Source organism: Pseudomonas sp. 58 R 12 (assembly GCF_900005865.1).
Lineage (GTDB): Bacteria > Pseudomonadota > Gammaproteobacteria > Pseudomonadales > Pseudomonadaceae > Aquipseudomonas > Aquipseudomonas tritici.
The window spans coordinates 256,209-270,220 of record NZ_CVTP01000017.1 but is presented as its reverse complement, the minus strand read 5'-3'; the positions used below and the strand labels follow the sequence as shown (position 1 = coordinate 270,220).

12 protein-coding genes are annotated in these 14,012 nt (G+C 61.2%); 6 read left to right on the top strand and 6 right to left on the bottom strand.

Annotated elements, in window-relative coordinates:
- The first annotated feature begins 135 nt into the window (after positions 1-135).
- The 4 genes from BFP95_RS14105 (at position 136) to BFP95_RS14090 (ending at position 5,598) form a co-directional block, all read left to right on the top strand.
- Positions 136-1,902 (top strand): ATP-binding protein, encoded by a 1,767-nt coding sequence (locus BFP95_RS14105; protein ID WP_065873620.1) that lies wholly within the window; start codon positions 136-138, stop codon positions 1,900-1,902.
- The gene (locus BFP95_RS14100) at positions 1,896-3,221 is read left to right on the top strand and encodes a sigma-54-dependent transcriptional regulator (RefSeq protein WP_065910333.1); all 1,326 of its coding nucleotides are present in this window, start codon (positions 1,896-1,898) and stop codon (positions 3,219-3,221) included. The genes BFP95_RS14105 and BFP95_RS14100 overlap by 7 nt, the downstream gene beginning before the upstream one ends.
- 273 nt (positions 3,222-3,494) lie before the next feature.
- Complete coding sequence (locus BFP95_RS14095) at positions 3,495-4,814, top strand: MFS transporter (RefSeq protein WP_065873622.1); 1,320 nt, start codon at positions 3,495-3,497, stop codon at positions 4,812-4,814.
- A gap of 151 nt (positions 4,815-4,965) precedes the next feature.
- Entirely contained in the window at positions 4,966-5,598 is a 633-nt protein-coding gene (locus tag BFP95_RS14090; RefSeq protein WP_065873623.1) for a flavin reductase family protein, read from the top strand.
- Between the two features lie 37 nt (positions 5,599-5,635).
- Here the strand turns inward: BFP95_RS14090 and BFP95_RS14085 are convergent, their stop codons facing one another.
- Positions 5,636-5,881, bottom strand: coding sequence for a hypothetical protein (locus BFP95_RS14085; protein ID WP_065873624.1), 246 nt, complete (start codon positions 5,879-5,881; stop codon positions 5,636-5,638).
- A 41-nt stretch (positions 5,882-5,922) separates the two neighbouring features.
- A complete protein-coding gene (locus BFP95_RS14080; RefSeq protein ID WP_049711718.1) occupies positions 5,923-6,264 on the bottom strand; it encodes an antibiotic biosynthesis monooxygenase family protein in 342 nt (113 codons plus the stop codon).
- A 327-nt stretch (positions 6,265-6,591) separates the two neighbouring features.
- On the opposite strand from BFP95_RS14080, the gene BFP95_RS14075 reads away from it, so the two are divergent.
- Positions 6,592-7,521: an AraC family transcriptional regulator gene (locus BFP95_RS14075; RefSeq protein WP_065873625.1), complete on the top strand. Its 930-nt coding sequence runs from the start codon at positions 6,592-6,594 to the stop codon at positions 7,519-7,521.
- A gap of 61 nt (positions 7,522-7,582) precedes the next feature.
- Here BFP95_RS14075 and BFP95_RS14070 read toward each other — a convergent pair whose 3' ends face one another.
- From BFP95_RS14070 to edd, 4 genes are all read right to left on the bottom strand, one after another.
- Complete coding sequence (locus BFP95_RS14070) at positions 7,583-9,010, bottom strand: ATP-binding protein (RefSeq protein WP_210172768.1); 1,428 nt, start codon at positions 9,008-9,010, stop codon at positions 7,583-7,585.
- Positions 9,011-9,041: 31 nt separating this feature from the next.
- The gene (locus BFP95_RS14065) at positions 9,042-9,776 is read right to left on the bottom strand and encodes a response regulator (RefSeq protein ID WP_025854798.1); all 735 of its coding nucleotides are present in this window, start codon (positions 9,774-9,776) and stop codon (positions 9,042-9,044) included.
- 136 nt (positions 9,777-9,912) lie between these two features.
- Positions 9,913-10,869, bottom strand: coding sequence for a glucokinase (locus BFP95_RS14060; protein ID WP_065873627.1), 957 nt, complete (start codon positions 10,867-10,869; stop codon positions 9,913-9,915).
- Complete coding sequence (edd, locus tag BFP95_RS14055) at positions 10,866-12,692, bottom strand: phosphogluconate dehydratase (RefSeq protein ID WP_065873628.1); 1,827 nt, start codon at positions 12,690-12,692, stop codon at positions 10,866-10,868. The genes BFP95_RS14060 and edd overlap by 4 nt, the downstream gene beginning before the upstream one ends.
- A 221-nt stretch (positions 12,693-12,913) precedes the next feature.
- Between edd and gap the strand changes: the two genes are divergently transcribed.
- A complete protein-coding gene (gene gap, locus BFP95_RS14050; RefSeq protein ID WP_049711713.1) occupies positions 12,914-13,915 on the top strand; it encodes a type I glyceraldehyde-3-phosphate dehydrogenase in 1,002 nt (333 codons plus the stop codon).
- Positions 13,916-14,012 lie beyond the last annotated feature (97 nt).

Sequence of the window (14,012 nt, the reverse complement as noted above, 5' to 3'; positions counted from 1 at the left end):
ATGGCCCAGTCGCCTTTTTATGGCCGACTGTTTTGTCATGGTGAACTCGGTCATGTGGGAGCGGGCTTGCTCGCCACAACATTAACGTCGTGCATGCTATGGTGCACTCCCCTTTCTGCGCCTGCTCATCACCGTATGATCGTGATCCCTCGCCCCCTGCGCCTGACCTTCTACTCCTTGCTGATCATCGCCGGTGCGGTGCTGGCCGCGGCCTTGGCCACACGCCATGCTGAACGCCAGGCCTTGGTGGACGATGCGGCCCGTGCCAATCAGCAACTCGCGCTGTATGCCAACTCACTGCATACCCTGATCGAACGCTACCGCGCGCTGCCGGCTGTGCTGGCGCTGGACTCGGAGATGATCAATGCCTTGAAAAGGCCGGTGGATGCTCAAACCCAGGACGTACTGAACCGCAAGCTCGAACGCATAAACGGTGCCGCGCAATCGTCCACCCTGGAATTGATGGACCGCACCGGCCTCGCCGTTGCCGCCAGCAACTGGAACCTGCCGAGCAGCTATGTCGGCCATAACTACGCCTTCCGGCCGTATTTCAGCCAGACCCTGAGCCAGGGCACCGGGCGTTTTTACGCGGTCGGCGTGACCACTGGCATACCGGGTTACTTTCTCTCCAGCGCCGTGGTGGATGAGCACGAACAGTTCCTGGGCGCCATGGTGGTCAAGCTGGAGTTCCCCGAACTTGAGCGTGAGTGGGCCCAGGGCAATGACCTGCTGCTGGTCAGCGACGCGCGTGGCATCGTGTTTATCGCCAATCAACAGGGCTGGCGTTATCGCAACCTGCGGCCGCTGTCGGCCAGCGATCTCGCCGAACTCAAGGCCACCCGCCAATACGACAAAAAACACCTGCAGCCGCTGGACACCCAGACGCTGCAACGCTTTGACGAAAACAGCCACTTGATGCGCGTCAACGGCCCGGACGGTAACGCCAATTACATTTGGGAATCCCTGCCGCTGAAGGCCGAAGGCTGGACCCTGCACCTGCTGCGTAAACCGCAGTTCGCTTTTGAGGACCAGCGCAACGCCGGCCTCGCCGCCGCCGGCTCCTGGCTGGCGCTGGTGTTCCTGGTGCTGTTCCTGACCCAACGCTGGCGCCTGGCTCGCCTGCGCCAGCGCAGCCGCGAAGAGCTTGAGCAACTGGTGGAAGAACGCACCCAGGCGCTGCGCACCGCCCAGGATGGCCTGGTGCAGTCGGCCAAATTGGCGGCACTGGGGCAAATGTCCGCCGCCCTCGCCCATGAAATCAATCAGCCGCTGACGGCCCAGCGCATGCAGTTGGCCACCTTGCGCCTGCTGCTGGATCACGGCCGCGTCAACGACGCCTACAAGGCGCTCACGCCGCTGGACGACATGCTCACGCGCATGGCCGCGCTCACCGGCCACCTCAAGACCTTCGCGCGCAAAAGCCCGAGCGGCCTGCGTGAGCGCCTGGACTTGGCCACCGTGGTCGATCAGTCCTTGCACCTGCTCGACGCACGCTTGCGTGATGAAGCCATCGGCGTCGTGCTGGACCTGACCCGCCCCGCCTGGGTCCGTGGCGATGCAATCCGCCTGGAACAGGTGCTGATCAACCTGCTGCGCAACGCGCTCGACGCCATGGCCGACAAACCACGCAAACGTCTGGAAATCCGCCTGCACGCCGATGAACAACTGTGGCAACTCACCGTCAGCGACAGCGGCGGCGGGATTGCCGAAGAACACCTGAACAGCGTGTTCGACCCGTTCTTCACCACCAAGCCGGTGGGTGACGGGCTCGGCTTGGGGCTGGCAGTGTCCTACGCTATCGTGCACGAACTGGGCGGCCGCCTGGTCGCCGCCAACCGTGGCGACGGCGCGGTTTTCACCCTGACCCTGCCTATCGCGCTGGAGACGCCCGACCTATGTTGAACGCGGTGATTGTGGTCGACGACGAAGCCAGCATCCGAACGGCGGTCGAGCAGTGGTTGAGCCTGTCTGGGTTTGAGGTGCAGTTGTTCAGCCGCGCCGAAGAATGCCTGGCGAAACTGCCCAAGGACTTTCCCGGGGTGATCCTGAGCGACGTACGCATGCCGGGTCTCAGCGGCCTGGAACTGTTGGCCGAGGTGCAGCGCCGTGATGCGGATTTGCCGGTGATATTGCTGACCGGCCACGGCGATGTGCCGATGGCCGTCGACGCCATGCGCGACGGTGCCTACGACTTCCTGGAAAAACCCTTCAGCCCCGACGCCCTGCTCAACAGCCTGCGCCGCGCCCTGGACAAGCGTGGCTTGATCCTGGAAAACCGTCGTCTGCACCAACAGGCCGATCATCGCGCACAGTTGGAGTCGACCCTTTTAGGCGTGTCTCGAGGGTTGCAGACCCTGCGCCGCCAGGTGCTGGATTTGGCGAGCCTGCCGGTCAATGTACTGATCCGTGGCGAGACCGGCAGTGGCAAGGAGCTGGTTGCCCGTTGCCTGCATGACTTCGGCCCACGGGCGAAAAAGCCCTTTGTGGCACTCAACTGCGCGGCGATCCCCGAGCAGTTGTTCGAGGCCGAGCTGTTCGGCCACGAAAGCGGCGCGTTCACCGGTGCCCAAGGCAAGCGCATTGGCAAACTGGAATACGCCCACGGCGGCACGCTGTTCCTCGATGAAATCGAAAGCATGCCGTTGGCCCAGCAAGTCAAACTGCTGCGCGTGTTGCAGGAGCAGAAGCTTGAGCGACTCGGCTCCAACCAAAGTATCCACGTGGACCTGCGCATCATCGCCGCCACCAAGCCGGACCTGCTGGAAGAGGCCCGCGCCGGGCGTTTTCGCGAAGACTTGGCCTACCGATTGAACGTCGCGCAATTGCGCCTGCCGCCCTTGCGTGAGCGCCGTGAAGATATCCCGTTGCTGTTTGACCACTTCTCACAGAGTGCCGCCGAACGCCTGGGCCGCCGTGTTGAACCGCTGAGCGGTGCGCAACTGGGGCGCCTGCTCAGCCATGACTGGCCGGGCAATGTGCGTGAATTGGCCAACGTCGCCGAGCGCCAGGTACTTGGCCTTGGCGAGCCGGAGCCGGAAGGCGTCGAGGCCGGGCAATCGTTGGCGGCGCAGCAGGAGGCGTTTGAAGCGCATTGCCTTAAAGCTGCGCTGGCGCGGCACAAGGGCGATATCAAGGCGGTGCTGGCGGAATTGCAACTGCCTCGGCGAACCTTGAATGAAAAGATGCAGCGGCATGGGTTGGTGCGGGAGATGTTTCTCTAGCGACCTTCAGGCCGCCGTCGCAGGCAAGCCAGCTCCCACATTTTGAACTGTGAATACATTTCCAATGTGGGAGCTGGCTTGCCTGCGATGAGGCCCGTGTCCATAAGCGGTTTTCCGCTCATCACCTGAAAATCATCAGCGACTTTCCGCTCAAAAAAATCCTGTAACCCTTCTATTCCGGGCCTTCATCTACCTGGCACAGCTCCTGCTATAGCCCAAGCCAGGCAGTGCTCAAGCACGCTCCACAAAAACAATTAGATGAAGGATCCTTTAATGGATAACTCCAACTCCCTGCCTCTGGGGTCGGCGGCTGCGCCGGCAAAAGCACGCACCACGTCCAGCCGGATCAAATCGATCTTCAGCGGATCGGTCGGCAACATGGTCGAGTGGTACGACTGGTACGTCTACGCCGCCTTCTCGCTGTACTTCGCCAAAGCCTTCTTCCCGAAAGGCGACACCACCGCCCAATTGCTCAACACCGCCGCGATCTTCGCTGTGGGTTTCCTGATGCGCCCGATCGGTGGCTGGCTGATGGGCCTGTACGCCGACAAAGTCGGGCGTAAAAAAGCCCTGATGGCCTCGGTCTACCTGATGTGCTTCGGCTCGCTGCTGATTGCCCTGAGCCCAGGTTATGAAATGATTGGCATCGGTGCGCCGATCCTGCTGGTGTTTGCCCGTTTACTGCAGGGGCTGTCGGTCGGCGGCGAATACGGCACCTCCGCCACTTACCTCAGCGAGATGGCAACCAAGGAACGTCGTGGTTTCTACTCCAGCTTCCAGTACGTGACCCTGATTTCGGGCCAGCTCATCGCCCTGGCCGTACTGATCGTGCTGCAACAGGTATTGACCACCGAGCAGCTGTACGCGTGGGGCTGGCGTATCCCGTTCGCCATCGGCGCCCTGTGCGCAGTCGTCGCGCTGTACCTGCGTCGCGGTATGGAAGAAACCGAGTCGTTCACCAAGAAGGAAAAAGCCAAGGAAAGCGCGATGCGCACCTTGATGCGCCACCCCAAGGAACTGATGACCGTGGTCGGCCTGACCATGGGCGGTACCCTGGCGTTCTACACCTACACCACCTACATGCAGAAATACCTGGTGAACACCGTCGGCATGAGCATTTCCGACTCCACCACCATCTCGGCGGCGACGCTGTTTCTGTTCATGTGCCTGCAACCGATCGTCGGCGGGCTGTCGGATAAAGTCGGTCGTCGGCCAATCCTGATCGCCTTCGGTATCCTCGGCACGCTGTTCACCGTGCCGATCCTCACCACCCTGCACACCATCCAGAGCTGGTGGGGCGCGTTCTTCCTGATCATGGCAGCCCTGATCATCGTCAGCGGCTACACCTCGATCAACGCCGTGGTGAAGGCCGAGCTGTTCCCGACCGAAATCCGCGCCCTGGGTGTGGGCCTGCCGTATGCCCTGACGGTGTCGATCTTCGGCGGTACCGCTGAATACATCGCGCTGTGGTTCAAGAGCATCGGCATGGAAACCGGTTACTACTGGTATGTGACGGCGTGTATTGCGGTGTCATTGGTGGTCTACGTGACGATGAAAGACACGCGCAAACACTCGCGTATCACCACGGACTAAAAAATGTGGGAGCGGCGGTGCGACGATTCGACTTGCCCGCGATAGCGGTGGTTCAGTCGAAGTTGTATTCACTGACCGAAAGCTATCGCGGGCAAGCCCGCTCCCACATTGGGTATGATGTGCTCCCGAGAATTGAGAACAGAACCCGGCCATGTCCGACGATATCCATTTCTACGAACCCGCCAACGGCCACGGCCTGCCCCATGATCCGTTCAATGCCATCGTCGGTCCACGGCCGATCGGCTGGATCTCGTCCCACGACAGCGAAGGCCGCTTGAACCTGGCGCCCTATAGCTTCTTCAATGCGTTCAACTACATTCCGCCGATCATTGGGTTTTCCAGTGTCGGACGCAAAGACAGCCTGAACAACATCGAGCAGACCGGCGAGTTTGTGTGGAACCTGGCGACCCGCCCGTTGGCCGAGCAGATGAACCAGAGCTGCGCCGCCGTATCGCCAGAGGTAAACGAATTCGAGTTGTCCGGCTTGACGCCGGTGGCCTCGAAGATCGTTGGCGTGCCTCGGGTGGGCGAGAGCCCGGTGTCGTTCGAGTGCAAGGTGACGCAGATTATCCAACTGCAGCGTGCCGACAAGGCGCTGGTGCCGAGCTGGCTGGTGCTGGGCGAGGTGGTCGCGGTGCATATCGCCAAGTGGCTGCTCAAGGATGGCATCTACGACACCGCCGCCGCCGAGCCGATTTTACGTGGCGGCGGGCCGGCGGATTACTTCCAGCTGGGGCCTGAGGCGCTGTTCAAGATGTATCGCCCTGGTGCCACAAAACCCTGAATGGAATGAGGTCTAAATGTGGGAGCGGCAGCGTTCCCTAGTTTTCGGCTGTTGCCCACGTCAGCTGACCCTCTTGGTCCACATCGACCAATCGCTCCAATTGCACAGTAGCGGCATCATCCGCATCAGAAGCAGTCTTGAACGTCTGCCCATCAAGGATCTTGTGAAACCGCGGTGCGCCCATGCCATCGAGTGCCTTGACGGCAACGGCGGCGCTGTAGCCACCTTCTCCGGGTACGACGGCGGAAACGGCTTCGTGGTGAGCAAATTGTTTACGTGCCATGTTGCAGGTCCTAGCCAATAGAAAGTCGGCCATTCTAAACCCTAACCGGCGAGTTGCAGGTACTCGCCATAGGCATTGGCGGCTGAGGCATCGGTAAAGGTCTGGAAGTCCATGCTGCGAACCACCATGTCGTTCAACAGCTCGGTAAAGATCATCAGGGCCGGAGAATTGAAGTAGGCGCTCATCGCCTGCTCGCTGCTCCAGAAGCCCGAGACCAGCCAGACATCAGGGTCGACCTGGGAATGCTGCAACGAGAATTGCAGGCAACCCTGAGCCTGGCGGCCCGGTTCGATCAAACTGCTCAAGCGTGCACCGAGTTCGGTGCTGCACCCGGTGCGGGCGCGGATAAAGGCCATATGGCTCGCGGGAATGGGGGTGGACATGTTCGACTCTCCCGTTGAGAAGTGATGCTCGGCAAGCACTGTAGGGGCGTGTTGCCACAGGGTCAAAGATAACGGCGCGGGTGCGGGCGCGGTTAGTCGATTCCTGCTGGCTTATTGCACAATCCTGCGAGAAGCGCAGATAGGACGTTTGGCCCCGGCATTTATTCCAAGGGCAACCGCCTTGTTTCAGGGAGATGACAGCCCCCACGATTGCCTGATTCACGATGTGTCGCAGGATCAGGCAAGGATTGTGCAGAATCGACGTAACACTGTTTGCACGGCCGCCGCTAAGCTGACCCCATCGAAGTAGCCTGTAGAGGACGCCCCATGCCGTCGCCCGAACCCCGATCCCTCCCCCTCGATGCCGAGATGGAAAAGCAGCGCGCCGAACTGGCGAGCATTGTGCAGCGGCATACCTGGGAAGACGGCTCCTACGGTACGGCAATCACCTCGCTGTACCTGAACCGCCACAACGCACCGCGCGACTTCATGCCGGTACTGGTGGAGCCGGCCCTGTGCATTCTGGCCAGCGGCAGCAAGGAAGTGCGCCTCGCCGATGAAGTGTTTGCCTATGACCCGCTCAATTACCTGGTGTTCTCGGTAGCGATGCCGGTGGCTGGCCGGATCATGGAGGCCACGCCGCAAGACCCCAACCTGTCGATCAGGATCAACATCGACCCGGCCCAACTCACTGCACTGATCGCGGAAGCCGGCCCGATGGGTGTGCCGTCGCGCCCAACCTCCCGTGGCATGTACGTCGACCGCATCGACAACCAACTGCTCGACGCGGTGCTGCGCCTGGCGCGGTTGCTGGATACGCCCAAAGACATCGCCATGCTTGCGCCGCTGATCAATCGGGAAATTCTTTATCGCCTGTTGCGGGGTCCGCAGGGTTATCGGCTGTATGAAATTGCCGTTGCCAACAGCCAGAGCCACCGAGTGAGCCAGGCGATCAAGTGGTTGAACAGCAACTACGAGCAACCACTGCGCATCGACGACTTGGCCAGGGAAGTGAACCTGAGCGTCTCGACCTTGCACCACCGCTTCAAGGCAATTACAGCCATGAGCCCGTTGCAGTACCAGAAGCAATTGCGCTTGCAGGAAGCGCGGCGGTTGATGATTGCCGAAGGGTTGGAAGCGTCGGCAGCGGGGTATCGCGTGGGGTATGAAAGCCCGTCACAGTTCAGCCGCGAATACAGCCGGTTGTTTGGTGCGCCGCCGTTGAGGGATTTGGCTAGATTGCGCCAAAGCATCTGACCGGATGAAGATCAACATGTGGGAGCTGGCTTGCCTGCTCCCACATTGGCCTCGCGTGTGTTCAATCGAGGCCGCGGGGGAGCTGCAGGGTCACGCGCAACCCGCCCTCACGCAGGTTCTGCAAACTCACTTCACCGCCATGGCTGTGGGCAATGTTGCGCGCAATCCCTAGTCCCAAGCCGTAACCCTGCTGGTGCCCGGCCAGACGAAAGTGCGGTTCAAACACTTGCTCCAGCCGCTGCTCCGGAACCCCAGGCCCCTCGTCATCCACATGCAGGATGAACTCCGCGCCGTTGTCCTCGATGTGCAAATGCGCGTTCTGCCCGTACTTCAACGCGTTGTCGATCAGGTTGCCGATGCAACGCTTGAGCGCCAGCGGCTTGCCCGGATAAGGGGTCAGTGCGCGGCCATGCTGGGTGACGCGGCCATTGCCGTTGGGCGCCAGGTACGGTTCCACCAGGCAGTCGAGCACGTGGTTCAGGTCCACCGGCTCGATATTTTCGTGAATATCGGTGTCTTTCACGCATTGCAGCGCGCCTTTCACCAGCAACTCTAGTTCATCAAGATCGCGGCCGAATTTGGTTTGCAGGTTTTCGTCTTCAAGCAGTTCCACGCGCAGGCGCAGACGGGTAATCGGTGTGCGCAAATCATGGGAAATGGCGCTGAACAACTGGCTGCGCTCGGTCAGGTAGCGGCTGATACGTTCGCGCATCGCGTTGAACGCACGGCCCACTTCCACCACTTCGCTGCCGCCGCCTTCGGCTACCGGCTCTACGTCAGCCCCCAGGGACATATCCCGCGCCGCCCGCGCCAGGCGTTTAAGGGGCCGACTCTGCCAGTGCACCAGCAAGCCGATAAACAGCAGCAGGAAACCGCTGGTCAGCACGATAAACCACACTTGCTGGGACGGCAGGCCTTGTTCCTCAAGACTGGTGTAGGGCTCGGGCAGCAGCGAAGCAATGTACAGCCATTCGCCCGGGGCGAGCTGGATCTGGGTCACCAGCACGGGCGGGTTCACCGGTTCCAGGGTCAACGCGTAATGCGCCCAGGAACGCGGCAACTCGTCGAGTTTCAGGCCAGCATTGAAGATGCGCAGGTCTTCGGCGCTGACAAACTCCACCGAGATGTGCACGTCGGCGCCGAGGGTCTGGCGCAGCACTTCATCCACGGCCACCAGCACGGCATGCTTGCGCGGGGTCTCCGGCAAGACCTCCATGTCCAGCGGTCGGTCGTTGAGGGTTACCACGAAGCGGGTGCCGCCCATGCTGCGCAATTGGTCCAGGACCAACGGGCGATACGCCACCGGCAACGAACGGAAGTAGCTCACGCTGGCGGTCATCGAATGCGCCAGGCTACGGGCGCTGGTGACCAGGCCCTCGAGCTGGGTGGCGCGCAACTGCGACACCCAGATCACGCTGGACAGCGCCTGGGCAAACAACACCGCCAGCAGCGTCAGCAGCAGCATGCGCCCCAGCAGCGAGCGCGGCACCGGGAAACGGCGGCGGCGCTCGGTCACATGTTCAGTGGGCATTGCCGGCAACCACGCTGGCTGCCAGTTGATAACCGCTGCCGCGCACGGTGCGGATCAGCCTCGGGGGTTTTTCGGTATCGCGCAGGCGTTGGCGCAGGCGGCTGACAGCCATGTCGACGATACGGTCCAGCGGCATCAAGTCGCGACCACGGGTGGCGTTGCCGATGGTGTCACGGTCGAGGATTTGTTGGGGGTGGTCGAGAAACAATTTGAGCAGGGCAAAGTCGGCACCGGAAAGGATCACTTCTTCGCCATCCACATGAAACAGCCGGTGGCTGATCATGTCCAGGCGCCACTCATCAAACACCAGCACATCCCCGCCTACGCTGCGTTCCTGGCCAAACTGGCAACGGCGCAACAGCGCTTTGATCCGCGCCTGCAGCTCACGGGGGCTGAAGGGTTTGCCGATGTAGTCATCGGCACCCAGCTCCAGGCCGATCACGCGGTCGGCTTCGTCAGAGCTGGCGGTGAGCATGATGATCGGCACCTGCGCCTGGCGCGGGTGCTGGCGGATCCAGCGGCAGAGACTGAAACCGTCTTCGTCCGGCAACATCACATCAAGGATGACCAGGTCGCATGGCGCCTCGTTCATCGCCTGGCGGAACCCCGCGCCATCCGGCACGCCACGCACCTGGAAACCGGCGCGACTGAGGTAGGTCTGCAGCAACTCGCGGATTTCCTGGTCGTCGTCGACGAGGAGAATGGATTTACTGATTACGCTCACGGGGTCCTCCTTGTTGTTATGGCCAAGCTTAAGTCATTTGTTGCTCTTGAGGCCCTGATCGCGGGCAAGCCAGCTCCCACAGGAGAATGCACTCCAAATGTGGGAGCTGGCTTGCCTGCGATGGGGCCATCACGGCCTACGCAAACGCCTGCTCCAACGCCACGCCAGCCCCGGTCAACCCGGAATACGGGGCTGTGACCAACCACACCGGAATGCCCTTGAAGTAGTCGCTCATGCAGCCTTTGTCCGCAAAGCTCTTGGCGAAACCGCTGCGGATAAAGAAGTCGGCAAACCTCGGTATCACGCCGCCCACGATGTACACGCCACCGCGCCCGCCGGTGGTCAGCACGTTGTTGCCGGCTACTCGGCCCAGCCAGATGCTGAACTGGTCTAACACTTCCATCGCCACCGGGTCGCCGGCCAGGCCTGCGGCCGTGATGGCTTCGGGCGTGTCCAGCACCGGGGTGTGACCGTCCACTGCACAAATCGCTCGATACAGGCGCGGCAAGCCGCCTCCGCTCAAGGCGGTTTCGGCGCTGACGTGGCCGATCTCGCTGTAGATGTGCTGCCACAACTGGGTTTCCCGCGGGCTGCTCAAAGGCAGGTCGACATGGCCGCCCTCGCCCGGCAATGCGGCGAAACGCCCGCCCCCCAAATCCAGCAATGTGCCAACACCCAGGCCGGTGCCAGGACCAATCACCACCGCCGGGCGCAACGGCTCCGGCGTGCCTTCGCAGACCACACGAAACTCGTCGGGCTGCAAGCGCGTCATGCCTAGGGCCATGGCCGAGAAGTCGTTGACCAGTAGCAGCTCATCCACCTGCAAGGCTTTACAGAAAGCAGTCTTGCTCAGGCGCCAGTGATTGTTGGTGAATTTAAATTCATCCCCACTCACCGGCCCGGCCACCGACAGGCACACCGCACCGATGTCACCGATTTCCAGGCCTTCTTCCTTGAGATAAACCTTGATCGCCTCTTCGGGGCTGGAATGATCCGCCGTGGCATGCACGCGGATCGAATGCAGCGCCTGGTCCCGCCACAACGCGAAACGCGCGTTGGTTCCACCGATATCACCGACCAGCGCTAGCTTCACTTAAGCGTCTCCAGGGCAGAGGTAAAGGCGCTGGCGCCCTGCTCTGCGGAGCTTGCGGCCAAGCGCATAAATGCAAACAGCTCACGACCGGCTCCCACGTTATTGCCCAACAGGCCCGTGGCAGGTGCGCGCGCTGCAAATTCTTCGGCGTCTACCTTAAGCTCCAAGATGCCTTTCACGCCATCCACGCGAATGATATCGCCATCGCGCACCCGCGCCAGTGGCCCGCCGCTGTGGGCTTCGGGGTTAACGTGAATCGCGGCGGGGATCTTACCCGACGCGCCGGACATACGCCCGTCTGTCACCAGCGCAACTTTGAAACCGCGGTCCTGCAACACGCCGAGGAATGGCGTCATCTTGTGCAGTTCCGGCATGCCGTTGGAGCGCGGGCCCTGGAAGCGCATCACCGCGACAAAGTCTTTTTCCAGCTGGCCGGCCTTGAAGGCGTCGGCCAGGTCCTGCTGATCCTGGAACACCACGGCGGGTGCTTCGACAATTTGATGCTCGAGGGCTACCGCCGAGACTTTCATTACGCCACGGCCGAGGTTGCCTTCCATCACACGCAAACCACCTTCCGGCGAGAACGCACGGGCCACGGGGCGCAGGATGGTTTCGTCGAGGCTTTCGATCGGACCGTCGCGCCAGACCAGCTCGCCATCCACCAGGAACGGTTCCTGGATATAACGGCTCAGGCCCTTGCCGGCCACGGTGTTGACGTCTTCATGGAGCAGGCCGGCTTCAAGCAGTTCACGGATCAGGAACGACATGCCGCCCGCCGCCTGGAAGTGGTTGATGTCCGCCTTGCCGTTCGGATACACGTGGGACAGGGTCGGCACCACCTCGGAGAGGTCGGCCATGTCCTGCCAGGTGAGAATAATGCCCGCCGACATGGCGATAGCCGGCATGTGCAGCGTGTGGTTGGTGGAACCGCCGGTGGCGTTGAGGGCGACGATGGAGTTGACGATGGACTTCTCGTCGACGATCTCGCCGATCGGCGTGAAGCTGCCGTTGGCCTTGGTCAGGCGCGTGACCTGGTGCGCGGCTTCGCGGGTCAGTGCGTCACGCAGCGGCGTGTACGGGTTGACGAACGAGGCGCCTGGCAAGTGCAGGCCCATCACTTCCATCAGCAACTGGTTGGTGTTGGCAGTGCCGTAGAAGGTGCAGGTGCCAGGGCTGTGGTAGGACTTCATCTCCGATTCCAGCAGCTCTTCGCGGGTCGCCTTGCCTTCGGCATAGCGCTGGCGCACATCGGCTTTCTGTTTGTTGGAGATGCCCGACGGCATCGGGCCGCCCGGGACGAAGATCATCGGCAGGTGGCCGTAGCGCAGTGCGCCCATCATCAGGCCGGGGACGATCTTGTCGCAGATGCCGAGCATCAGCGCGGCATCGAACATGTTGTGGGACAGCGCTACCGCCGTGGACATGGCAATCACTTCACGGCTGAGCAGGCTCAGCTCCATACCGGGCTCGCCTTGGGTCACGCCGTCGCACATGGCGGGGGTGCCACCGGCGAACTGGCCGACCGAACCGACTTCGCGCAGGGCTTTCTTGATCTGTTCCGGGAAGTGTTCGTACGGCTGATGCGCCGAGAGCATGTCGTTATATGACGAAACAATTGCCACGTTGGCGGCATTCATCATACGCAGGCTATTTTTATCTTCAGTGCCGCAACCGGCCACGCCGTGGGCGAAGTTGGCGCATTGCAGCTTACCGCGCATCGGACCGTCGATGGCTGCACCGCGAATGAGCGCAAGGTAAGCCTCGCGAGTGGCGCGGCTGCGGGCGATAAGCCGTTCGGTGACCTCAAGAACGCGGGGATGCATGTGTAGAACTCCAGGCTAACGGATGTGGCGACCCTCGTTCCTGGGTTGATCAAACGCCCGCAGCGCATGGGATAGCAGGGAGGCATTTGGATCATCGGACCAGTTGATTCAGGTCACTCGTTGTAGATTGAACAAAATATTGCCACTAAAAAGGCTTGTTTTCTATTTTTATGCGAATAATCTTGTAATTCTTACAACAAATCGACGACAGGCACTCTCCAATGACTCTTCGTATCGCAATCAATGGTTTTGGCCGTATCGGCCGTAATGTCCTGCGCGCACTGTATACCCAAGGCTACCGCCAGGATTTGCAGATCGTCGCCATCAATGATCTTGGCGACAGTTCGATCAACGCCCACCTGCTCAAATACGACACCGTGCATGGCACTTTCGAAGCAGAGGTCGCCCACGATCAGGAAAGCCTGACCGTCAATGGTGACCGGATTGCCGTCAGTGCCATTCGCAACCCGGCCGATCTGCCATGGGCTGCACACAAGATCGACGTGGTGTTCGAATGCACCGGTCTGTTCACTGACCGTGACAAGGCTGCCGCCCATATTACCGCTGGCGCGCGCAAGGTGATCATCTCTGCACCGGCCAAGGGCGCGGACGCCACCGTGGTCTACGGCGTGAACCATGACATTTTGCGTCAATCCCACCAGATCATCTCCAACGCCTCATGCACCACCAACTGCCTGGCGCCTGTGGCCCAAGTGCTGCACCGCGAGTTGGGTATCGAAAGCGGCCTGATGACCACGATTCACGCCTACACCAACGATCAGAACCTCACCGACGTCTACCACACCGACCCGTACCGCGCGCGTTCGGCCACCCAGAACATGATCCCAAGCAAGACCGGCGCGGCTGAAGCGGTCGGCCTGGTGCTGCCGGAACTGGCGGGCAAGCTGACCGGCATGGCCGTGCGGGTACCGGTGATCAACGTATCGCTGGTGGACCTCACCGTACAGCTGAAGAAAGAAGCCACTGCCGAACAGGTCAACGCGCTGCTCAAAGAAGCCAGCCAGCACTCGAAGATCCTCGGCTACAACACCCTGCCGCTGGTTTCCAGTGACTTCAACCACAACCCGCTGTCGTCGATCTTCGATGCCAATCACACCAAGGTCAGTGGCAAGTTGCTGAAAGTGCTGGCGTGGTACGACAACGAGTGGGGCTTCTCCAACCGTATGCTGGATAACTGCCTGGCGCTGTGCAACGCCGAGTAATCGGGCAACGCAGGTCGCTTGTGGGAGCCGGTTTTTTGTGAGAGTCGGACTTGCCCGCGATGCAGGCAACTCGGTGTTTCAGTCAGACCGAGGTGAT